At 37.7% G+C, this 23197-nt stretch carries 16 protein-coding genes and 1 CRISPR repeat array; all 16 genes read right to left on the bottom strand.

Annotated elements, in window-relative coordinates; genetic code table 11:
- Positions 1-47: 47 nt before the first annotated feature.
- Positions 48-632, bottom strand: coding sequence for a ribosome biogenesis GTP-binding protein YihA/YsxC (yihA, locus tag JOD28_RS00495; protein WP_204768967.1), 585 nt, complete (start codon positions 630-632; stop codon positions 48-50).
- Positions 632-1882 carry an ATP-dependent Clp protease ATP-binding subunit ClpX gene (gene clpX, locus JOD28_RS00490; RefSeq protein WP_204768966.1) on the bottom strand — a complete coding sequence of 417 codons (1251 nt, stop codon included), beginning with the start codon at positions 1880-1882 and terminating at the stop codon, positions 632-634. The genes yihA and clpX overlap by 1 nt, the downstream gene beginning before the upstream one ends.
- A 216-nt stretch (positions 1883-2098) precedes the next feature.
- The gene (gene tig, locus JOD28_RS00485; protein ID WP_204768965.1) at positions 2099-3394 is read right to left on the bottom strand and encodes a trigger factor; all 1296 of its coding nucleotides are present in this window, start codon (positions 3392-3394) and stop codon (positions 2099-2101) included.
- Between the two features lie 186 nt (positions 3395-3580).
- The gene (locus tag JOD28_RS00480) at positions 3581-6148 is read right to left on the bottom strand and encodes a peptidoglycan amidohydrolase family protein (RefSeq protein ID WP_204768964.1); all 2568 of its coding nucleotides are present in this window, start codon (positions 6146-6148) and stop codon (positions 3581-3583) included.
- 315 nt (positions 6149-6463) lie between these two features.
- Complete coding sequence (locus tag JOD28_RS00475; RefSeq protein WP_204769282.1) at positions 6464-8305, bottom strand: acyltransferase family protein; 1842 nt, start codon at positions 8303-8305, stop codon at positions 6464-6466.
- Entirely contained in the window at positions 8295-8678 is a 384-nt protein-coding gene (locus tag JOD28_RS00470) for an MORN repeat-containing protein (protein WP_204768963.1), read from the bottom strand. The genes JOD28_RS00475 and JOD28_RS00470 overlap by 11 nt, the downstream gene beginning before the upstream one ends.
- Positions 8679-8837: 159 nt before the next feature.
- A CRISPR array of direct repeats spans positions 8838-11579; the repeat unit is 36 nt; unit sequence GGTTTGAACCTCATTGATCTGACACACATCTAAAGC.
- 20 nt (positions 11580-11599) lie between these two features.
- Positions 11600-12274, bottom strand: coding sequence for a type II-A CRISPR-associated protein Csn2 (gene csn2, locus JOD28_RS00465; protein ID WP_204768962.1), 675 nt, complete (start codon positions 12272-12274; stop codon positions 11600-11602).
- The gene (gene cas2 / locus JOD28_RS00460) at positions 12271-12576 is read right to left on the bottom strand and encodes a CRISPR-associated endonuclease Cas2 (protein WP_204768961.1); all 306 of its coding nucleotides are present in this window, start codon (positions 12574-12576) and stop codon (positions 12271-12273) included. Before cas2 ends, csn2 begins: the two co-directional genes overlap by 4 nt.
- 11 nt (positions 12577-12587) lie before the next feature.
- Positions 12588-13460, bottom strand: coding sequence for a type II CRISPR-associated endonuclease Cas1 (gene cas1, locus JOD28_RS00455; protein ID WP_204768960.1), 873 nt, complete (start codon positions 13458-13460; stop codon positions 12588-12590).
- 192 nt (positions 13461-13652) lie between these two features.
- Positions 13653-17732, bottom strand: coding sequence for a type II CRISPR RNA-guided endonuclease Cas9 (gene cas9, locus JOD28_RS00450; protein WP_204768959.1), 4080 nt, complete (start codon positions 17730-17732; stop codon positions 13653-13655).
- A gap of 80 nt (positions 17733-17812) precedes the next feature.
- Complete coding sequence (locus tag JOD28_RS00445; RefSeq protein ID WP_204768958.1) at positions 17813-18730, bottom strand: DpnII family type II restriction endonuclease; 918 nt, start codon at positions 18728-18730, stop codon at positions 17813-17815.
- Complete coding sequence (locus tag JOD28_RS00440; RefSeq protein ID WP_204768957.1) at positions 18720-19658, bottom strand: DNA adenine methylase; 939 nt, start codon at positions 19656-19658, stop codon at positions 18720-18722. Before JOD28_RS00440 ends, JOD28_RS00445 begins: the two co-directional genes overlap by 11 nt.
- Positions 19659-19775: 117 nt before the next feature.
- Positions 19776-20552, bottom strand: a complete 777-nt coding sequence (locus JOD28_RS00435; RefSeq protein ID WP_204768956.1) for an SDR family NAD(P)-dependent oxidoreductase — start codon at positions 20550-20552, stop codon at positions 19776-19778.
- A 135-nt stretch (positions 20553-20687) separates the two neighbouring features.
- On the bottom strand, positions 20688-21830 hold the full coding sequence (locus JOD28_RS00430) for a nicotinamide-nucleotide adenylyltransferase (RefSeq protein WP_204768955.1): 1143 nt from the start codon (positions 21828-21830) through the stop codon (positions 20688-20690).
- A gap of 43 nt (positions 21831-21873) precedes the next feature.
- Positions 21874-22641, bottom strand: coding sequence for a nicotinamide riboside transporter PnuC (gene pnuC / locus JOD28_RS00425; RefSeq protein ID WP_204768954.1), 768 nt, complete (start codon positions 22639-22641; stop codon positions 21874-21876).
- A 69-nt stretch (positions 22642-22710) separates the two neighbouring features.
- Positions 22711-23151, bottom strand: a complete 441-nt coding sequence (gene msrB / locus JOD28_RS00420; protein WP_204768953.1) for a peptide-methionine (R)-S-oxide reductase MsrB — start codon at positions 23149-23151, stop codon at positions 22711-22713.
- Between the last annotated feature and the right edge of the window lie 46 nt (positions 23152-23197).

Here is a 23197-nt window from a genome sequence, read left to right as displayed (position 1 = left end):
GGACTTCTCAAGCAAGCAAAAAGGACTGCCTAAACAGTCCTTACGTCCTACATATGTGCTTCAATCCATTGCCAAACTTGGTCTTTTCCATATTTTGTTTCAGAAGAAAAGAACTGGAAATCACTATCATCGCTATCAAACCCTAGAATTCGTTTGATATTAGATTCATATTTATTAAACTTACTTTTAGAAATTTTATCCGATTTTGTAGCGACAACTAATATTGGGATATTATAAAAATGTAACCATTCATACATCGAAACATCATCATCACTGGGCTCGTGTCGGGCATCAACTAAGCTAACAACACCACGTAATTGCTTACGAGAGGTGATATATTCCTCTATCATCCGACCAAATTCTTCACGTTGCTTTTTAGAAACTTTGGCATAACCATAGCCTGGTACATCCACAAAGTATAGCTTATCTTCAACATTATAAAAATTCAATGTCTGAGTTTTACCAGGTTGCGATGACGTTCGTGCAAAATTTTTGCGTTGAATTAAGGTATTGGTTAAAGACGACTTACCAACATTTGAACGCCCCACTAAAGCTATTTCTGGCTTACCATCAGTTGGATACTGAGAAGCAGAAACTGCACTCATCACCATATCAACATTGTGTACATCCATTATTTTATCACCTTTTTTAATTGTAATTCAGGTTGTTCACCAGACACAACACTAGCTCTTGTGATGATGACTTTTGCAACATCATCACGGCTGGGAATATCAAACATGACATCCTTCATGGCTAATTCAATAATTGATCGCAAACCACGTGCGCCAGTATGACGCTTAATGGCTAATTCCGCCATCGCTTCTAGTGCATCAGGTTGGAATTCCAGCACAACATCATCTAAACCAAGTAGTGTTGTATATTGCTTAATCAAGGCGTTTTTAGGTTCAGTCAAAATACGGGTTAGATCATCAATTTTTAATTCATCTAACACTGTGACAATAGGTAATCGACCAATAAATTCTGGAATAAGACCAAATTTCGTCATGTCTTCAGGTTGCACATGTGCCAAAATATTTTCGGAATTTAGAGCAACCGCATTATCATGAGCATCTGATCCAAACCCGATGACTCGTTCACCTAAACGCTCTTTAATAATCGTATCAATGCCAGCAAAGGCACCACCCACGATGAACAAAATATTGGTGGTATCTACTTGAATCAGCTCTTGCTGTGGGTGCTTTCGACCACCTTGTGGTGGCACACTAGCAATGGTACCCTCAAGCATTTTCAAAAGCGCTTGCTGCACACCTTCGCCTGAAACATCACGGGTAATTGACACATTTTCTGATTTTTTAGCGATTTTATCTATTTCATCAACATAAATAATACCGTGTGAAGCTGCCTCAACATCAAAATTAGCTGATTGGAGCAATTTCAATACGATATTTTCGACATCTTCACCAACATAGCCCGCTTCTGTTAACGTTGTCGCATCAGCGATAGCAAACGGCACATCAAGAATACGTGCCAAACTTTGTGCTAAATAGGTTTTTCCAGAACCAGTTGGTCCGATTAGGGCAATATTTGACTTTTGGAGTTCAACATCTGTTGTTGGGGTATAATTTTCGTTGATGCGCTTGTAATGGTTATAGACTGCCACAGCAAGCGTTTTTTTAGCATCTTCTTGCCCAATCACATAATCATTTAATTCCGTAACAATTTCATGTGGTGTTGGCAAAGCTAATGTTTTTGATCCTTGATCCACTGGTAATTCCTCGTCAATAATATTCTTAGCCAGGTCGACACACTCATTACAAATATAAATGCCACTGGGTCCGGCAACAATTTTATCTACTTCACTTGCAGATTTTCCACAAAAACTACAATAAATTTCTTCTTCAAAATCTGGTGTTTTTGCCATATTTTTATCCTTTGAATTGATTTACTAAATGTTTCTTTTAAAATTTTAAATACTATTCCATTCTAACAGATTACACTGTGATTTTAACGACAAATTACTTCACAACCTGATTGCGTTTTTGAACTTTACCTAATGACTTGTGCTATATAAAAAGTCATCACCAATAAATTTTGGGATGACTTTTGTATACAGATCATTATTGAGATGCGTTACGATTTACTTTGTCTTTGCAGAGTCAGTAATCTTTTTAATGACTTCACGCATAGAAATATCATGCTTCAACAATGAATTTGACAAGTTAGCGCGCACTTGTGCAGCTTCCATCTTGTATTGTGTTGCTAAGCTTTCAACTTCTGCATTAATTTGATCTTCAGTAGGTTCGATAGCTTCTGCTTTAACAATCGCTTCAAGAACTAGGTTTGTCTTAACACGTGTTGCTGCACCTTCTTCAAATTGCTTATGCAAATCATCTTCAGTTTGACCTGAAATTTGGAAGAACATTTCACGTGAAATACCTTGTTGTTGCAATTGTGCCAAATATTGGTCAATTTGACGATGAACATCTTCATCAATCATAGCGTCAGGAATCTTATCGCCATCAATTGATGCGTTGTCAACTGCTTTTGTAATCACTGCATCTTCAAATGCTGCTTGTGCTGACTCAGCCTTATCTTCAGACAACTTCTTTGTTGTCTTTTCCTTCAATTCAGCTAAAGTTTCAACTTCTTCGTCAACGTCCTTAGCAAATTCATCATCTAACTCAGGCAATTCCTTACGCTTCAATTCATGAATTTTAACTTCAAACAAAGCTTCCTTGCCAGCAAGATCTGCAGCTTGGTAATCTTCAGGGAATGTCACAGTCACATTAACATCTTCACCTGATGTATGTCCAACCAATTGTTCCTCAAATCCTGGAATAAATTGACCAGAACCAAGTTCTAATGAAAAGTCGTTAGACTGGCCACCATCAAAATGATCACCATCAACTGAGCCATCAAAGTCAATCACAACTGTATCGCCATTTTCAGCCTTAACAGCTGCTTCTTGCAAAACTAATTCTGCTTGACCATCTTGTAAACGCTTGATTTCAGCATCAACATCAGCATCTGTTACTTCAGTGTCTGCAGCTTCAACTTCAAGGTTCAAATATTCACCTAGTTTGACTTCAGGTGCAGTAGCAATTTCAGCCTTCATTGTCCATGCTTCGCCCTTGTTCATTGAAACGGGTTCAATATTAGGACGTCCAACTGGTGTGATACCAGATTCTTCAACGGCTGCTTCATAAGCTGCTGGCAAAACAATATCCATTGTTTCTTGATACAAAGCTTCTTCGCCAAACTTTGAAAAGAAAAGTGCCTTAGTTACTTTACCCTTACGGAAACCAGGGATAGAAACTTCGTTCTTATTACGTTGAAAAGCTTTTTCCAAACCTTCTTCAACTTGTGCGCGTGAAATTTCAAATTCTAATGTGCCTTGGTTCTTTTGATCCGCAGCTACTGTCCAGTTAGACATTGTAAGTCCTCCAAATGTTTTAAATACCTTTTAATTTTATCTTAAATACCGGTAAATCACAACAATTTTATCTTATTTGTTAAAAGTAATTCATCTATTTGTATCAGGATTTCAAATTTCTAGGTAGAAAAGCGCCATAAGTTAGCTTTCTCAACTTAGGACGCTTTTAAAATTGACGCTATTTTATTATTGTGCTAAACGGTAAACGTAGTAATAAGGATATCCGTTTTTAGCAGCATACTGATTGTATTGTACTTCTTGCACAGCAGTACCCTTTTGTCCTTGTGTAATATAGCATGTTGAAATAAATAGTGGATTATCTGCATTATTCGTGATGATACCAATATGACCAGCAGCACCGTCACTATGTCCTTGTTGACCCCAGACAACAATATCACCACGCTTTGACATCCAGCCATTGCGATCATTGTTGGCAATTAGTTTATAAACATTGTCTTTCAAATAGTCATGAATGGCCTCAGTATTGTAAAGCCATGTGTAAGGTGTTCCACCAGCATCACGAATCGCTTGTACAACAGAACCAGAGCAGTCAGCTGTACCATCTGTACCATTACGAGAGCCATACATCGAGTATGTTATTTTTCCCTTACGGCTTTCAAACCAATCAATTAATTTATTGGTATCCACCTTAAAGTTAACTTTGTTTACTTGTAAGTCTTGTTCTAGTACATCTTTGATTACTGTACCGTTACTGAGTTTGATCGTATATTTCCAATTTGACTGTCCTTTTTGAACAGCAGTTTCATCAATGATTTTAACATTTTGCCCAGCGTATTTTTTCAAATTATGGTTGCCATTCACTGATTGATCTGCATTGTTGGTCAGATAGACACTCGCATTCTTGGCATATTTAGCAGCTGCAGGATTTTTGGGCTTGATTGAATCGGCATCGCCATCCTTGTTGAAATGATAAATGCTATCACCAAGTGTTACCGACTGATTACGTACTTGCTTGAAATCAGCGCCATAATACTCAAAACCTGTCGAACTGTATTGACGTAATCCTTTATAGGCATCCCCGTTAGCTTTCAGATAATAATACGTATTACCCGTACGAACGTAGCGACTTCTAATTTGCTTATAATTAGCGTCATAGTACTCCATGTTTGAACCATAATAACGTACCCCAGCCATCGCATGACCATTCGCGTCAAAGAACATGAGTGACCCATTTAGCCATGCATAATTATTGCGCACTTGTTTGTAATTGTTATCATAATATTCGATCTTGCCATTGACTTTTCGTATGCCCTTAATGGCATCGCCTTCATCATTGAAATAATAGGTTGTACCATTGGTCGTAGCATAGTTATGCCGTACTTGTTTAAAATCAGCACCGTAATACTCAAAGCCTGTCTTACTATATTGACGTAACCCTTTGAATGCATCACCGTTAGCTTTCATGTAATAGTACGTGTTCCCTGTACGGATATACTTATTACGAATTTGTTTATGATTAGCGTCATAATATTCCATATTTGTGCCATAATGCCGGACGCCAGTCATCGCATGTCCGTTCGCATCAAAGAACATTAATGCACCATTGACCCACGAATAATTATTACGCACTTGTACATAGTTAACACCGAAAAATTCTAACTGACCACTGACTTTTCGTGAGCCCTTAAAAGCGTCACCATTACCAGTCAAATAATATCTTGAGCTACCTACTGTCGCATAATTATTACGGATTTGCTTGAAATCAGAACCATAAACTTCCACACCACCGCTATAGTGTCTCACACCAGTTAACGCGTGGCCGTCAGATGTATCAAAAAACATCACTGATCCATTTGACCAAACATAGCCATACTTCATTTGACCAGACTTAACATCATAAAATACTGTTTTATGTGTCAGTTTCGTCAGGCCTTTTGATTGTGCACCATTTCTATCAAAATGATACCAATGACCATTAATTTGCTTTTCACCAACAACAGCCGCGCCGTTAATATAGTACTTAGTAATACCATTCTCATTCGACCAACCATCTTTATGGACTGGTTTGTTTGTATACCGTTGTAAGTCTTGCTCTAAGACTTTAGCTATCACAACGCCATTATCTAAAGTGACCTGATAATAAAAATTTGATGATAACTTGTGAAACCGTGTAACTTTAGTAATCGTGCCACCAACACCACGATACGCGCTAATATTTTTAGCATCACCATCATGCGTGGCATCTTTTTTAATCTCAACGCGATTATTAATTGCAAACGCGCTTGTTTTAACAAACGAAACAACACCTGCTTCTAAGACATTAGTCACAACAACGCCGTTGTCCAACTTAATGTCATAGGCGTACTTTTCATTAGCATTTTTTGGTGCAATAACCTTCGTCACAACACCCGATTGGTTGTCATAACCATTTAATTGTGTACCGTTTGATGTTTTAGCCACAACCGTCAAGGCAACCACAGAACCGTTTTCAAATTTAGCCTGAGGTATTTGAACGGCGCGTGTTGACGGCGTTACGTTAGTACTAGTGCTCTGAGACGAAGTAGCAGCGGGAACAGAAGACTGCGATGTCACTGATGATGAGCTTGAGTCCTTAGTACTTGGTGCCTGTGATACCGCATTCGAGCTAGGAACCGAGGCCACTTTGCTTGACGTCTGTGTCGCAACATGCGCTGTACTTTCATCAGCGCTAGCCGTAGATAGCGTGCCTAAAACACCTCCAATGATTATTGTTGAAACGAGTAATTCTTTAACATGCAATTTCTTATTTACCACAACAGGAAAATCTCCCTTTCTCCATTTCACATTTAACGTGATTTTTTACAACAATATATATCATACCATAATTGTTATTCGCTTAAACTTAATTTTTATGACAAATATGATACAAAAAAACGCCTAAGCGTTTTAATATGATTGATATTCATAAATACATTATTAATCACTGAAACTTGTTGACTCAGCTAACTAAACTTTTTGAAACGATAATAAGGTTAGGTTAAAAACACTTATCTTACGCCCTGTGCTAATCATTAAATATTGGCATGGATGCACACGACAATACCAATGATACCAATATGCCAACTATGCTTACTTAACAGGCGTCTTCTTAGCCGCTTGCAGTGCCTGATTGATCACCTTAGCATATAAAACATCACCGGCTGGGATCCCACCAAAGTGCACCCCATCAGTGCCATTAAATATTTCAGGATGTTGGGCGGCAATCTTTCCCCAATCAGCGACCGTAATGAACTTATACTTGGCCGGCAGGCCTCGTTCCAAAACAGCCAATTTAGATGAATTCCAATCCGCATCAGCTTGAGCATTATACGGTGTCATCAAAATTAATTTATGACCAGGCGCCAAATCGTGAATGAGCTTCATCGTTTGTTTTTCATAATCATCCAACGCATTTGTTCCGATACAAATCACAACGTACTGTCGTAACGTGTGACTCCGTTGCTGACTCATCATGACCTTGTAGGCAAGGTCCATAGTTCGATCTCCTTCGGCGTCAATGTTACTATTAGGCACATGATCCCCCAAGTAACTACGCGTTCCCAAGGTCACACTATCTCCAATAATTGATACGCCCGGTGTTTTTGTTTGGTTCACCTTACCAGCCCCTTGTTTTTTATTTGGTGCTACGCTCGCTAATACAGCATCATGAGTTGTTTTAATCTTATCAATATCTTGATAAATGCCACTCACCCATAATTTTTGTTCAAGCGTTGAGAGTTGTGGCGCGTTCTTGACCACAATCACTGTATTGACAGCTAGCAATAGCCCTACACCAACAACCGGTAACTGTAATTGTCGCCACGTCAATGTGTGCCCAAAAACATTGGCCTGCTTGCCAGCAATAATTGGTTCCAATACATAATACGATAAAGCGGACAATACAATTGATAGTACTGTCGTGACTAGCACTGCTAACCAGTTGACCATTATGTGTGAAAAAATGACGTATAGCGGCCAATGATAAAGGTACACGCTATAACTCACATCCGCCAAAAAAGTAATCCACCGCGGCTCATTTATATTAGGCGTCTGGTCATGCAACAACCGAGCACAGTAAATCATGACTCCTGCCAGCACGGTTGCGAATAGTAGGCCGCCTTGATACGTTTGCAGCGCATCGAACTTCATGCGATAGCCCATAGTAACGAGTAGTATGAAGCTAATCATCATTCCTAGGCCCACAATAATCGGATTACTGTGCGCCGTGGTCCATCGATACATTGGCCCTTGCACCTTAATGCCACTCAAAACACCGATAAGACCACCGACGAAGAATGGAAAACAGTGAGTCAAACTCGAAAAGTAAACCGGCGAAAAATCCTTCAGACCGCCTGCTCCCAAGAACATCATCCCAAAGCTCTCGACTGCGTAGACGGTCGTTAAAATACCCAATCCCCAACGAAAATGCGTTAAGGCGCGAGGGCCACTCGCCAACCATTGACTTATTTTAGCCACTAACCACGCAATCAAGCCCCATAAAATATAAAAGTGCATTTCAATCGCCAATGACCAAGTATGAACGAATAAATGCGGAATGAATTTATTTTCATAACTGCCACCCGTTGCAATTTCAAAATAATTGGTGGTAAAGCCAAGGGCCGCTGCGACCTGCTTACCGATGTTGGTCACGAAATCGTGGTTAATCAGATAAGTTAGTGGTAAAACAACTAGTACCATAATAAATAACGGTGGCACGATTCGGTAAAACCGGCGACCGTAAAAAGCCATTAATTTAAAATTATTCGAACGCGCAAATTCATCAACCATCAATGCCGTAATCAAGAACCCAGAGAAGGTAAAGAAAACGTCCACGCCAATAAAGCCACCAGTAAATTGAGTCTGAAAAAAATGATATGTTAATACCAACACAAGCCCCGTTATTCGTACTAAACTAAACCATTTAATTCGCATTTTCCAACTTACCATCTTCCGTCATTTTTTTCGCGTAAGTCTTATTGCCAACATGCAACTTGACCACGCCATTCAGTTTGCTCTGACTGAAATCACCTTGCAAGCGCCAACCATTCAGTGCAATAAATTCACCGGAACCAGCAAAACGGCCGTTCGCAAAATTACCGATATAGGTCCCTTTTTTTTGAACTTGCAACGTCCCGTGACCATTAAATTTATGGTTCACCATCGCCCCACTATAAGTCATGCGTCCGTGATCTAATTGCACACTCTTATGTTTCACCACTGATGGTATTAAACTGATGACGGCAAAAATTAGAATACCGATAATCGTTATAATTTCAAAGACCATTCTACTATTGATTTTTTCCATAAAACATTTCATCCTTCTATTCTCTATAAGAATATCATATTCCTAATTTTTAAATATTGCCATATTAGCAATCACATGATACACATTAATATAGTAATTAATGATATACATTAAAAATGCTAATGAAACCACAAAAAAACCAGACTAATTAAAATCTGGAGTTTGAACCTCATTGATCTGACACACATCTAAAGCCTGGATAGCCACTCTTGATAAATTAAAGCAGGTTTGAACCTCATTGATCTGACACACATCTAAAGCATGTTATTCTCCTTAAATATCCAATGACTGGGTTTGAACCTCATTGATCTGACACACATCTAAAGCCCATTTTAAATACTAAAACGTATAAATACTGGTTTGAACCTCATTGATCTGACACACATCTAAAGCGTAGAACGCGAGAATATCAGGCGTGAAGCCGGTTTGAACCTCATTGATCTGACACACATCTAAAGCCAAGATTTTCACGAAAGCAAAAAAGCACAGGGTTTGAACCTCATTGATCTGACACACATCTAAAGCTGCACCATTAATCAAATTGTATACGTTTTCGGTTTGAACCTCATTGATCTGACACACATCTAAAGCAGAGATGTTGTAGGCGTGATAGTTAATTTTGGTTTGAACCTCATTGATCTGACACACATCTAAAGCCTCATTTATTAAGCTCCAAAAGGCTACAGGGGTTTGAACCTCATTGATCTGACACACATCTAAAGCATAGCTGTATTAAACCCTTCTTGTTCATAAGGTTTGAACCTCATTGATCTGACACACATCTAAAGCCAATATGGCAACAACGTTATTGATTTGAGGGGTTTGAACCTCATTGATCTGACACACATCTAAAGCATATGATCAATCATCACTGCCTGCTGCTAGGGTTTGAACCTCATTGATCTGACACACATCTAAAGCCGTTAGTTGTTGCAATATTTAAATCACTCAGGTTTGAACCTCATTGATCTGACACACATCTAAAGCATTACGCTCAACGGCTCGTTCAGGGCCTAAGGTTTGAACCTCATTGATCTGACACACATCTAAAGCATCACTTACCACCTCTCAAAGCATTAGACCGGTTTGAACCTCATTGATCTGACACACATCTAAAGCTGATTGATGGCCCAATGATGGATATGTATGGGTTTGAACCTCATTGATCTGACACACATCTAAAGCATAACGGCGGCTTACTGGTTTATTGATTGGGGTTTGAACCTCATTGATCTGACACACATCTAAAGCAAGAGCAGGCTTATCATATGTGATACGAAAGGTTTGAACCTCATTGATCTGACACACATCTAAAGCTCATACCAAGCAACAGACGGAGAAATATTTGGTTTGAACCTCATTGATCTGACACACATCTAAAGCCTTTGCAGTTACTATTGCACCATCAAAACTGGTTTGAACCTCATTGATCTGACACACATCTAAAGCATTGGTTCATGACGCTTCAAAATCATTAGTGGTTTGAACCTCATTGATCTGACACACATCTAAAGCATGTTTGGATATGCTTACAATAAGTGGATTGGTTTGAACCTCATTGATCTGACACACATCTAAAGCTTAGTTTGCTCCAGGACAGAACGCTGATCGGGTTTGAACCTCATTGATCTGACACACATCTAAAGCTCGTATACACATTGACAAATTTTTTGCTATGGTTTGAACCTCATTGATCTGACACACATCTAAAGCGCTTATGTCGTCAATTTCGTGCCTGAAGCAGGTTTGAACCTCATTGATCTGACACACATCTAAAGCATCGTCTATGCCTACAATCGTAGCGGTGTTGGTTTGAACCTCATTGATCTGACACACATCTAAAGCAGAGTTCAACAATAGTAGGTACTCAATTCCGGTTTGAACCTCATTGATCTGACACACATCTAAAGCAATGAGACGGGGTCTGCTCACAGTGATGTGGGTTTGAACCTCATTGATCTGACACACATCTAAAGCTCATCTTTTTTGTAACTAGCCAACGACTTAGGTTTGAACCTCATTGATCTGACACACATCTAAAGCTTTAACAAAGGTGTCAACGCTCGATATGTTGGTTTGAACCTCATTGATCTGACACACATCTAAAGCACCATTAGTAATACCAATCTGAACACCAGTGGTTTGAACCTCATTGATCTGACACACATCTAAAGCTGGATCCAACGTGCTTAATTTAGTTAATCCGGTTTGAACCTCATTGATCTGACACACATCTAAAGCCCAACTGTACCATCTCCGAATAATGCAAGCGGTTTGAACCTCATTGATCTGACACACATCTAAAGCAACTTGTCCAATTCCTTAACAAACCGAATCGGTTTGAACCTCATTGATCTGACACACATCTAAAGCCCAACTATATTAAAGTTATTACAAAAAATAGGTTTGAACCTCATTGATCTGACACACATCTAAAGCTTGATATAGGCTTCAATATCCGTTTTAAAAGGTTTGAACCTCATTGATCTGACACACATCTAAAGCTGCGCAAAAGTGTTTTATCCGCTAGTCTATGGTTTGAACCTCATTGATCTGACACACATCTAAAGCTGCTTTAATGCGGGCAAAGTCATTGTTGTGGGTTTGAACCTCATTGATCTGACACACATCTAAAGCGTTTCTGGTGGCAGATTTCAAAAGTTGATAGGTTTGAACCTCATTGATCTGACACACATCTAAAGCGAGATGAGCCTTATCAGTGTGCGTGTAGATGGTTTGAACCTCATTGATCTGACACACATCTAAAGCCAAAACATTGTTGATGATACAGACGACCTAGGTTTGAACCTCATTGATCTGACACACATCTAAAGCTTGAGTTCGTCATGGAGATGTTCAGAGTTTGGTTTGAACCTCATTGATCTGACACACATCTAAAGCAGACCGCCTGTTCGCATTGGCTAGTCAGTGCCAAATTGAACGAAATCTTCATCAATGAAAATTTCTGAAGACGAACCCTGATTAGTCATAACAGGGCTTTGTGTCAAATTAAGAGAAATCAAACATAAATCCATTGCTTTTGCTAGATCATTCAGATAGTCAATCTGATCAACCGATAACAATAAATAGATGTTAGTAAAAACGATTAAACGTTGCTCTGAAAACTCACCAGCAACGTTAACTACATCCTCTATTTTACCAAATCCAGAGCTATTTGTCAGCGTTTCTATCTTAATTTTCTTCTCATTTATCAGATCAACAATATTAAATTCTGTTTGAAAATAAAAAGGTAAATTATTTTCTAATATCATATTTTCTAGTAGTTGGTTGAGCTCGGAATTGATCCTATAAAATTGCGCCAATGCCTGATCATCTGCATATTTTTTCACCGTAGTGACAATACTTTTTTGATACAATTTATTCACATCAAGTTGCGTGGTGATGTCGCCAATAAACATGACAGCCTTATTCACATCAACAATATGACCATCCAAACCTAATGTGACATCTTCATTGGTCTCTTTTAATCCCCTACTTAATTGCCAATATAATTCATGATTAGCAATTGAAATCATGGTTAATCCTGGATTGATTTGCATGGGGTTATTTGGAAAACAAACAATCGAATAAGTCATATGACCACCAACTTTTCATCTGAATTTCGAACATCATCGCTCGGCTTACCGGATAAAAATTTCATCATTGTATATTGCTTTTCTGTCACAATTAAAGATTGTACTAAGCCATCGGTTGGCGTAATCGCCTGAACACGTTTTTCTAGTAATGTTGCCGCTTGACGATTAGTGGTCACACGTACATAAACGGACTCCTGAATCATCAAAAACCCTTCGTTAATCAAACCTTTTCTAAAATGCCGATAATTACGCCGATCAACGTCAGTTAAAGTTGGTAAATCAAAGAAAATCATAACTCTCATTATACGATACCTCAAATTTCAAACCGCCATTCTGGTAATTTTAAGCCGTTATTTAAATAACTTATTGCATCACGCACCAAAACACTAATCGCATTAGTAACTAATATTTGTTGCCCATTGAGTTCAACAACTTGGTTAATCACTTCTACTAAAGCCAATTTGATGTCTAAGTTAAGTGCTGTTTCATGTTCATATTTTTTTGCTACTGCATCAATTAAGGGTCTAAACGGCTCCATCAAATCAGAAGCAAGGTTATAATCGTTTTGTGCACCATTATGATGAATTCCCAATTCTGATAAATAACCTTGTAATACAACTTCTCTAGCAACTGCGGCCATCAAAATTTGATAACCATAGTCTAACATCGCATTCACAATACCTGACTCATGTCGTACAAATTCATTACCAAACAGCCGATTAAAATACATTCTAGCGGCCACAGCTTCACGATTCGTTTCATCGCCAATTTCAATACTATCAACTAGGTCCTGAAATTTTCCTCTATCTGTCGTTTGCTGGGTAACTAATATTTGCATTTGATTATTAATCTTTAATCTGACAATTTCGCGCCATAGCAAATTTTTCCGTTCTGACTGCCAAATCATTTGTTCACCAATATTACGATTATGTTTACCATTTGTATGATACTGATTAATTTCACCAATGGGTTGTCCATTAATGTCTGAAAAAATGATTTTAATATTTCGTTTAATTGTTTCAGCAATCACATACGCTGTGACCACTGCTTGTGTTGTCGTAATCAGAATGATCTGAATGTCCTCCATAGGTATCTGATAGGTTTTTTCAGATGTTTGTACCACTAAATGATTCATTTTATAATTAAGTTTACTATGTTTTGTTATCACAACCGTGCGCCATGCCATGTTGTATCCTCCAATTATTTATGATAAACTAGTATTAAGGAATTAGTCATTCCTTAGAGGTTGGACCTCATTGATCTGATACACAGTATTAAAGTAACGCAAGGCGTTAAGCCAAGCTTAATTACTCATCAGAGTGGTCTTATGACCGTACATAAAATCCCGTGTTGTTACTAAACAGCACGGGATTTCTTTTTATTCACCGACAATTTTGATTGTTTCAAATAACCCTGTTGGTGATTGATATACGATGTTAGCTCCTGAGGAGAGTTTAATGCCACCGTTACCCTGATCTTGAGTCTGCAAAGAGGTCCATGCCGGCTTCACTTTAATATGCTTAAACGGATCACGCCATCCCGCATCATTATGCAATTCATAGATAACATCCGATAAAACTTTTACTTTTATCTCATCATCTGCTTCAATAAATTTGTCACGCACGTTGACTAAGTGCCGTAAATCTTTTTCATAAAACTTAAAATGCTTGATTGTCTTGTCACTAACCAAGAAATCAAATATAGCAATTAATTCTTCAGTAGTTGCCTTATCTAATTTTTTAGCGCTTTTCAAAATTTCTTTTGGCGCCCACAGTTGCTTAGCATTGTGTTTCATTTCTGATGTTGCTGCATAAAATTCACTGCCATCAGTTTCTCGAATTAATGTTCCCAAAGGAATCTTGTCGACAACAACACGACTAAAGTCACGCAAGTTTAACGATTCAATATAATTTGATACTGTTAATTGCCTATCATTAACACGATTAGCAATCGTAATCGGCACTTTTATCAATTTATTCGATTTCTGCCCCTTTTTATTCAACTCAACTAAGCTCATATAAGCTGATTCAATTTGTGTAAAGCCACCATATAATTCAACTGAACGATTTGCCTTTTGTGCAATTAATTTTGCTTTGGGATTTGGTCCAAACAATGTCTCTTTATATAGTTTTCCGTATGAGCCATTCAGACGTCGTATCACTAGTATCTTCTTATATCCCAAAACTTGACGTAAATACGCTACATTCTCATCTTGCCAAACAATTTCACCAGTCTCGTGATTAACCTGCTGGCGTACTGATTTTGATTGCATTGATCCGACAATGAAGCCAAACGGATTAACACGCTGGCTGTCATCTTTAACGCCTGCACGTGCGGCTGTTAGCCAGTTTTTAGTATATAAATTATAGGCATTCCCAGCATCATCACTAACATTGCCTTTGTCAAAAAATCCGCGTTTATCAATGTATTTACCAACTGTTGCCATCATTAACGCATCGTGTGCATGATGGTAATCATTTATATCACGATTTTTTGGCCAATCCATGTAGCGACGCATTTCACCAGTTAATGATGCGCGAATGGCAACTGCTTGTGTTCCTTCGTAATTATTTTTAATTAATTCAGCAACATTTTTGATAATTTGACGCGTTTCAACCAATTGACGCGCAATAAAATGACTTGTCTGATTATCACTAAACGTTTTACGTCTATTTGTTAATCGTTCAAATTTTTCTTTGGATAATAATCCACGATTAACTAATGATTGCCACCAAGATTTACGGGCATCAATAATTTCATTCGTAAAGGTTGGTGAATCAGATTTACGCGCGTTGGTAGCACGGTTAACTAAGACACGATTAGTAATCGAATCATCTTTTGTAAAGGCTTGCGGAATAATATGATCAATATCATAATTACTGCTTAACTGTTCTACTGGAATGGTTTTTCCAGTATACATATCTTTTCCTTCTTGTAGATAGTAAAGATACAGCCTATCATCACGAATAGTCTCTTTCGTTTCAGCTGCTAAGCGCTTAGATATTTGAGCAAACTCAGCTTTCAACTCTGAGCTTTTATATAATTCCTGGACATGATTTAACCTAGAATTTGTTAGGCGTGAGGCTTGCGTTTCACGAGCAAATTCTAAATAAACTTTTTCTGGATTGCTACCCATAGCTTTTTTGATATCATCAATAATGCCAAAAACTTGTGTAATGCCACGTTTAATATCTTTGGGACCTGCCAAAGCATCAATCTGATCATAGAGACTGTTTCCCGACTCCGTCCCTTTATTTTGTGTTGCTAACCAATCTTGTACATTAAATTTTTTATCAGTCAAAATTTCCATTAAGTTTTTATCGGAGTGATAGAGCAGCTCCACGATACTGTGTGATTGTGGTGTGATGTCCCCAGCTTCTGGTAATGTCGTTTCTATGAATTGAGTGGTCAATAATTTCTTTGACAATCTTCCCCAACCAGTATAATGCTTAGTCGATAGTTTATCTTTCTCTTGTTGCGTTAAATAATCTAATTTTGATAATCGCCTTGCAATGATGCTTTTATCTTCAAACACCGTTTGAATTTCAATAATTTCTTCTAACTTATCTTCCCCAATTGCTTCGGTTTTTTCACGGCCAAGTATGTCAACAAAATAATGATAACTCACTAAGTTACTGTTAAACTTTCCTGAACGTGTGTCTGATAAGCCAGCCACTTCAAAGTCACCATAACCAGACAATTTAAGATACGTCATAATTTTTTTAGCCGTGACGTTTTTATCTACCTTAAAAACATGCTCATATATATCTTGTTTCACACTAATTGGTAGCCGTTGGTGCCGTTCATTGCGGACGTTGTTCAATTCTTGCAACACATTATATTTTTGATACAAAAGTGAGTTTTGGGGTAATGTTGGTTCACCAATTAAATAACTATCAGTGCCCGTGATACGTTTGATAAACTGTTCGCCACTTTTATCCTTATCAACAATATCATCAAAATTAAATGGCGTAATTGGCGTATTCTCTTGCGTTTCCTTTTTAATTAACCAATGATTGCTGCCATCCCCTTTGACTTTTTGAGGTTCTACCAGCGGTCCAACATAATAAGGCACTCTGAATTTTAATAAACCTGCTAATTTATTTTCCGTCTTATTATCTTGTGTAAATGTGTCAGCCAAAAATGGATAGTATTTACTTTGTTTTTCAATTATTTGTTCTAATTCTGCTAAATGTAATTGATATGGTAAAACACCATTTCGTTTGGTCCGTTGCTTTAGTAAAAACGTATCATTTTCAATGCGCTGTAAAATATCAGCATCTTGAATGTTGGCTTTAAAATATGCCAAACCCTTTTTATGTTCGTCTTCATTTGATGAGATGACTTGTAAATAAGCCAAATTAGATGGATATATAAGTTTTGTAGGGATTAAGTGGAAAACTTTGACACTATTTTTATCAGGTTCAATTTTTTGTTCATTTATTCGCAAATTTTGTTTAATATACGTCCAATCACGTTGATGTGATTGATAACTTTCAATCATCGATTGACTAATACTTTTGTAATCACCCAAAATCATTTTTAGCGTAATACCATCATATGCTATTAAAATAGCCTCTAAAAAAGCATTTTGTTCATCTGAAAGTTTTGCTCGCACAACATCTAGTTTTGTTTCGACATCTTCTAAATCTAGTTTAAATTTAAAGTTTTTTGCTTCATCTTTTTCCAGATCAGATAATTCAAAAATAGTTTGAAAATTAGCTGTATTACCCACTAATGCTGTCAATACGGCTTTCAAGATTTTTGACTTACTATCTGAAGTCGCTGACATGGCATTTTCGACACGAATAGATTTGTTGCGGGCGTTTTTATCAGTTAGCATATCCGAAAACAATTGCACATCTGTAATTGTTGGTAGTGGCGTTTCAATAAAATCATTATACTCATTTAAAGCCTCTACAAATAAATCAACATTGAAAGAATTATCTGCATTAATCTTATCTGCTGAATTTAAAAAGTTACCACGATATTTTACAATATGATGAATCGCCAAATAAACTTCACGTAAATCATGCTTGGCCGTATCTGTCATCAGTTTGTATCGCAAATGATAAATTGTGGGATAATTTTCATAAAATATTTTATCCGCCTCACTTGATCCAAATAACGCACCGTTCGCACCGTTATCGTTCAACTGCGGATTTTGCTCGTCAGCTGGATGAACCCAGGAATATTTGAGACGTGGCAAAAAATTTTCATCTAATTGAACTAAATTTGGGGCGAATATGTCATTTAACAAACGTAATCGCCACCGGCGGCGTGCCAAACGGCGACGCGTGGTACGATAACCACGTCGTTCAGCTGCTGTCGTTGCTGAATCAAATAACCGTACACCGATTAAATTTTTACCTTTAGCACGCTTTAAACGATAATCATCCCCAATCACAGCCCAACCGACTGAGCCTGTTCCTATATCTAATCCAATTGAATATGTCATAAATTACTCCTCATTTAATTATTAATATAATAACACAATCAGTAGTACATATTGTATTTATTCAAAAATAAAATCTATTATTATTGTAAATCTAAAATTGATTCAATATATCCTGATTCAACCATACTGACATTAAAAACATTACCAATGTATTCTAATGCTTCTTGTAAATGTGACTTATCACTTATCCACCCTTCACCATCTGTAATACAAATAAATTCATGATTAGTTTTAGCTAATCTATCACGTAACGTTTGAAATTCTGTGGAAGCAGATTTTGACTTACTACCACTAGCATTGAAAAGATTTATTTCAAATAAAGTCAGTTTTAACTTTTTAGGATTATACAGTGCCCCGTCAAAGCGACGATTTTTAAATATATGTTCAATATCAATACCAAACTCTGTCTTTATTTTACTGGATGTTGATTGTCCCATCCATTTTAAATTATTTCTAGATGCAATTGCTGACAACTTTTCTTCTAAAAATTTTTCGCCAATCTTACCAGAACGATTTTTACGACCATTTGAATCCATGCCTGCCTGTACACCAATTGAATAGTCAAAGACACTTTTTTTCAAGCCATGGGACAGTAGCTGCATCAGTCCCGAACTAGTCATAAAATCAAAATAAGCTCTCATGTTTTTGGTATTAATACACTTAAAATTAAGTCGATATTTCTCTTGGATATCTTGAACTGACAGATTCCCATACTGATCTAACTTATCTTTTCGAATTCCTAACAAAAATGGTACCAACGTTAATAAATCAGGTCTCTCTCGAAAAAAAAATTCAATTTCCATCTGATTTTTTCCTATTAAATAATCTAACGTAAATAAATCAGGTATGATTTTTTGCGGTATATTTTTATAAACATTTTCAAAGTTGACCCAATAATCAGCAAATTTCTCTATATTTGACAAGGTTGAAACAAAGTAATCTACACGCTGATTAATCGCTAAATTACGATATTCAAATACATTCAATTTATTTTCCATGCACAATTACCTCACCAACTTTTTTACGCGAGGAAGCCATAGCACCAACCGTTCGCGAAACACTCACATGTTCAATGACAATGCCCTCAATACGGCCATATAATTCTTCAATTAAGGGTACATCCGAATTTGACAACATCACATGTACGCCCTTTTGATGAAGCTTTACAAATACATCTCTTAACCTGACTTGTTGATCATAACCAAAATCTGAACTATAAGCCGTAAAACTACTCGTTGCAGACATTGGAATATATGGCGGATCAAAATAAACAAAGTCACCTGTTTGCGCAGTTTCGATCATCTTTTCAAAATCACCATTTGTAATGATTATATTGACATCGTTCAAGTATCTAGAAACTGTTTTAATCGTATCGTTATCTGCGATATTTGGATTTTTATAACTACCAAATGGGACGTTATTTTGTCCCTTTTTGTTAACTCGCCACAACCCATTAAAACCTGTCTTGTTCATATAAATAAATCTAGCCGCACGTTGCACTAAAGTCATGTTTTCTAACCTACCATCACGATCTGCCTCACGCAAATGAAGATAGTATGCTTTACTGTGATTTAATTGATGTTGCTTAAGTTGCTTCAATAATTCTTCTGGTTTATCTCTTACAATCATCCACGAAATAACTAATTCTGAATTAAAGTCGTTGATTACCGCATTTTCAGGTGATAAGGCAAGCAAAAAGGCACCGCCACCTAAAAATGGCTCAAAATATGTCCCAAAGTGCTCTGGAACATACTTCGCCAATTCTGGTAGTAGTTGCCTTTTTCCACCAACCCATTTTATAAAGGGTCGTAACTCAGCTAGTTGTTGCTTGTTGCTTGTTGCTTGTTGCTTGTTGCTTGTTGCTTGTTGCTTGTTGCTTGTTGCTTGTTGCTTGTTGCTTGTTGCTTGTTGCTTGTTGCTAATCATGGCCCTGATCCTTTATCACGTCAAGTTTTTTGATCTTAATTGTGGATCAAAATGTGATTGAGATCAAGAGGTAAAGAAAAAAACAGTATTTTTTTACTGTTTTTGATCGTCATTTAACTATTGAAACTTAATGCCCCCATCAACTGCTAACGATTGTCCTGTAATATAATCAGCTTGATCTGAAACTAAGAAAGACACATATTTGGCAATATCTTCAGGTTCTTCGCCGCGGCCAAGTAAAATTCCGTCAATGAACGCTTGGCGTGTTGAACCGAGTGGGACATTTTTACGTTCAGCAAAGCGCGCATCAATTTCATCCCACATTGGGGTCAAAACGATCCCTGGATTATAAGCATTAACACGGATATTATCAGCAGCTAATTCTTTAGCTGCCGCCTGCATTAATCCACGTGCGGCAAACTTTGTGGCGGAATAAATGCCTAACATTTCGAAGCCTTCCATACCAGCAATAGACGAAGCTAAAATAATGGTCCCACCTTGCTTGCCGTTTTTACGTATGGCTGCTGGCGCTGCTTGTAAAGCCCAGATTTGTGATTTTAAATTGATATTTAAAATATTATCAACTTCTGATTCGGGTGTCTCTTCAATTGTATCCACCCAGTCAACACCTGCGTTGGCAACAAACGTATCCAGGCGACCGTAGTTTTCCAAGGCAAACGTCACTAAATCAAAATTAGTCTGTCGTGATTGAACATCCCCAACAAAGATAGCTGCCTCACCACCAGTTGCCTTTATTTTGTTAACGACAGCTGTCAACTTGCTTTCTGTTCGACCATTAACAACAACGGCATAACCGTCTTGCGCTAATCGTAAGGCAATACCCTCACCAATGCCTTGCCCGCCACCTGTTACAATTGCTACTTTTTTCGACATGTCATACTCCTAACATTTATTTTGTGATTCTTTTAACAATTTAATTGTAAGCGCTTTTTTAATATAAGTCAATCATTTATAATTGATGATTTAGCGCTAATAAAAAGGCCTCCTCCAGGAGAGCCTACGTCACAATTATAAATGTTTGATATTAAAACCTGTCTTTTCTTGAATAGCTTCTAAGGCCTGCAAGTAACGTGCGTAATAGCCATAAGGATCTTCATTGTCACCCTGCGCATCAAGTAATACGACCTTATCCATGAAGCCATACGCTTTAATGACACGCAACAATTCATTGTGAAATTCCCATCGTGATTCATCATCAGCACTAGTCATACTACGGAATCCATCATTCACATAGGGTGTCACTGGGGGAATAATAAGAATCAGATCAATCAATTCTTCACTAATTGTGTTGTCAAATAGCGGCTGTAATTGACGATTATCTTCCTCACTCAACCAAAGATTTGCGTAAACTTTAGTTACCATCGCATCTGTATCGAAAATGGTTAATCCGTTATTAGCTGGTGAGTTAATTTCTTTAGAATTCGCATCATATTGCCCCTGGATCAAACGAATATAGTCCTTAACAACCAATTCATCATCGCTAACGTTTGAACGCTCTTGATATTCACGTGCGTATTCTTCTGAAAATGGTGAGTTGCTTGTTCGCGCTAAACGCCTAACTAAAGTTGACTTTCCAGTGGACGCCGAGCCCATCACAGTCACTTTTTTAGCAAAGTGGCGTCGAAAAACACGATTAATATAATCCCAATTACCAATTGGATTTTCACGAATATCAGTGGCCGATATTTTTAACACCGTACGATCCATTAAACTTACTTTAAATTGACCAGTGTGTGGTAACCGCTTTTCCAATTCTGATTTATATTCAGCTTCGCCAGTATAAAATGTGATTTTAGCTGCTTCATTAACAACGTTACGCTTGACAGTTTGTACTAAAATACGGGTCCATTCGTCCCAGCCAGTGGGCATTTGGGGAATGTTATCTTCATTAATATAATCGACTTTAATGTCTGTTTCATCACTAAACGCCTCACGTAAATAGCGAAAACGTTTTTCGACAGAAAGTCCCATCTGATCACCACGATCACCTGTATAACCAGAAGCGATAACAACAACACCATCATTTAATGCAGCTGCCTTATAGATTTCTGCTTGGTGTCCAACGTGCATTGGTGCTAATGTGCCAAAAAACACCCCAATTTTTTCGCCTACTAAATCATCTTTATATAAATTTCCTGCAAAGGTTCTCATTTTATCAACGTACGCCACTACCCTTAATGAGTAGCTCGTCCTCTCACTCTTTCTTTGTTAACTTACGCCACTGTATAATCCCATAAATTGCATTAACAGTCAGCGCTAGGTTCATCCCTAGCATGGCAAACGCACTGGGGTCCGCATGACCAGTCCAAGCACGCGCCCACAGGACAATTTCAACAAGATCAAACAATAACCATGCATACCAAGACTCTGCTAATTTTGCCGTCTGAAGTATTTGTGCGCCCATTGAAATTGTTGTTGTCAAGCCATCCATATATGGCTGACGTGAACCAGCCTGCTCGAGTATTAAGCCAACAATAGCTAAAATAACAATAAACACAGGGACAACAAATAACCATTGCCTGGTTGTCATAAATTTTGTTTTGACAACATCTTGATTATCTTTTTCAACATTTTGATCACGACGCATAAAGCCAAGCCAAGCTATCACACCAACAAATTGCATGACAACCCAAAATGCACTTAATGCTACTTCACCGAACAGCTGTGATTGAAAGGCCAACGGCATATACATTGCCGAATAAACCAAGCCCCAAAAATAATTTGTAATTCGGCCTTTTGCGACCAACACAACCGTGATAATATTCATCAATCCTGTCGCAAGACCAAACCAATCATAGCTATGGCTGTGACCAACACCCAAGCCCCAAACTGTACCTTGTAACAACACTAACACAATGAATAAGGTGCCTTCTGCTGGTGTCCAACCAAATAACAATTCCTTGGCGATATTTACTGGATTAAAATATTGCCAAAATTTATTTGTACGCGAATTCTCCGTCATGTTCATCACTTCTCCAGAAAGTATTTCTTACATTATAACAAAGAACCAGAAAAAACGATAAAAATTTTGTTACGATTCAAATAACGGCAAGTATTGCTCATACCCTGCCTGAGCTAGTTCATTTTTTGGCACAAAACGTAGACTAGCGGAGTTAATGCAATATCTTAAACCACCTTTATCAGCCGGTCCATCTGTAAATAGATGTCCTAGATGAGATTTTGCTTCACTTGAAGTCACTTCCGTTCGCGTCATACCAAAAGACTGATCAACATGACGTTTTATATGCTGATCGTCAATACTTTGTGTAAAAGATGGCCAACCGCACCCAGCATCATATTTATCTGTTGAGCTAAATAACGGCTCACCGCTAACAACATCTACAAAAATACCCTCATCCCACCATTGGTCATATTTACCCGTAAATGGTCGTTCGGTGGCTGCGTGCTGGGTCACTTCATAGGCTTCAGGAGTTAAGCGCTGCTTTAACTCTTTATCCGTGTATTTTGTCATGTGTTTTATTCCTTTCTATGTGACTAAAAAAACCAGAACTAGCGTT

The organism is Leuconostoc rapi (assembly GCF_016908715.1).
In the GTDB taxonomy this organism is placed as follows: domain Bacteria; phylum Bacillota; class Bacilli; order Lactobacillales; family Lactobacillaceae; genus Leuconostoc; species Leuconostoc rapi.
The sequence above is the reverse complement of the archived record's forward strand: the minus strand, read 5'-3'. Positions and strand labels throughout refer to the sequence as shown.

What these genes read in the sequence shown, in the direction of transcription:
- yihA (WP_204768967.1), bottom strand. Translation starts at nt 632, where the DNA reads ATGGATGTACACAATGTTGATATGGTGATGAGTGCAGTTTCTGCTTCT.
- clpX (WP_204768966.1), bottom strand. Translation starts at nt 1,882, where the DNA reads ATGGCAAAAACACCAGATTTTGAAGAAGAAATTTATTGTAGTTTTTGT.
- tig (WP_204768965.1), bottom strand. Translation starts at nt 3,394, where the DNA reads ATGTCTAACTGGACAGTAGCTGCGGATCAAAAGAACCAAGGCACATTA.
- JOD28_RS00475 (WP_204769282.1), bottom strand. Translation starts at nt 8,305, where the DNA reads ATGCGAATTAAATGGTTTAGTTTAGTACGAATAACGGGGCTTGTGTTG.
- JOD28_RS00470 (WP_204768963.1), bottom strand. Translation starts at nt 8,678, where the DNA reads ATGGAAAAAATCAATAGTAGAATGGTCTTTGAAATTATAACGATTATC.
- csn2 (WP_204768962.1), bottom strand. Translation starts at nt 12,274, where the DNA reads ATGACTTATTCGATTGTTTGTTTTCCAAATAACCCCATGCAAATCAAT.
- cas2 (WP_204768961.1), bottom strand. Translation starts at nt 12,576, where the DNA reads ATGAGAGTTATGATTTTCTTTGATTTACCAACTTTAACTGACGTTGAT.
- cas1 (WP_204768960.1), bottom strand. Translation starts at nt 13,460, where the DNA reads ATGGCATGGCGCACGGTTGTGATAACAAAACATAGTAAACTTAATTAT.
- cas9 (WP_204768959.1), bottom strand. Translation starts at nt 17,732, where the DNA reads ATGACATATTCAATTGGATTAGATATAGGAACAGGCTCAGTCGGTTGG.
- JOD28_RS00445 (WP_204768958.1), bottom strand. Translation starts at nt 18,730, where the DNA reads ATGGAAAATAAATTGAATGTATTTGAATATCGTAATTTAGCGATTAAT.
- JOD28_RS00440 (WP_204768957.1), bottom strand. Translation starts at nt 19,658, where the DNA reads ATGATTAGCAACAAGCAACAAGCAACAAGCAACAAGCAACAAGCAACA.
- JOD28_RS00435 (WP_204768956.1), bottom strand. Translation starts at nt 20,552, where the DNA reads ATGTCGAAAAAAGTAGCAATTGTAACAGGTGGCGGGCAAGGCATTGGT.
- JOD28_RS00430 (WP_204768955.1), bottom strand. Translation starts at nt 21,830, where the DNA reads ATGAGAACCTTTGCAGGAAATTTATATAAAGATGATTTAGTAGGCGAA.
- pnuC (WP_204768954.1), bottom strand. Translation starts at nt 22,641, where the DNA reads ATGACGGAGAATTCGCGTACAAATAAATTTTGGCAATATTTTAATCCA.
- msrB (WP_204768953.1), bottom strand. Translation starts at nt 23,151, where the DNA reads ATGACAAAATACACGGATAAAGAGTTAAAGCAGCGCTTAACTCCTGAA.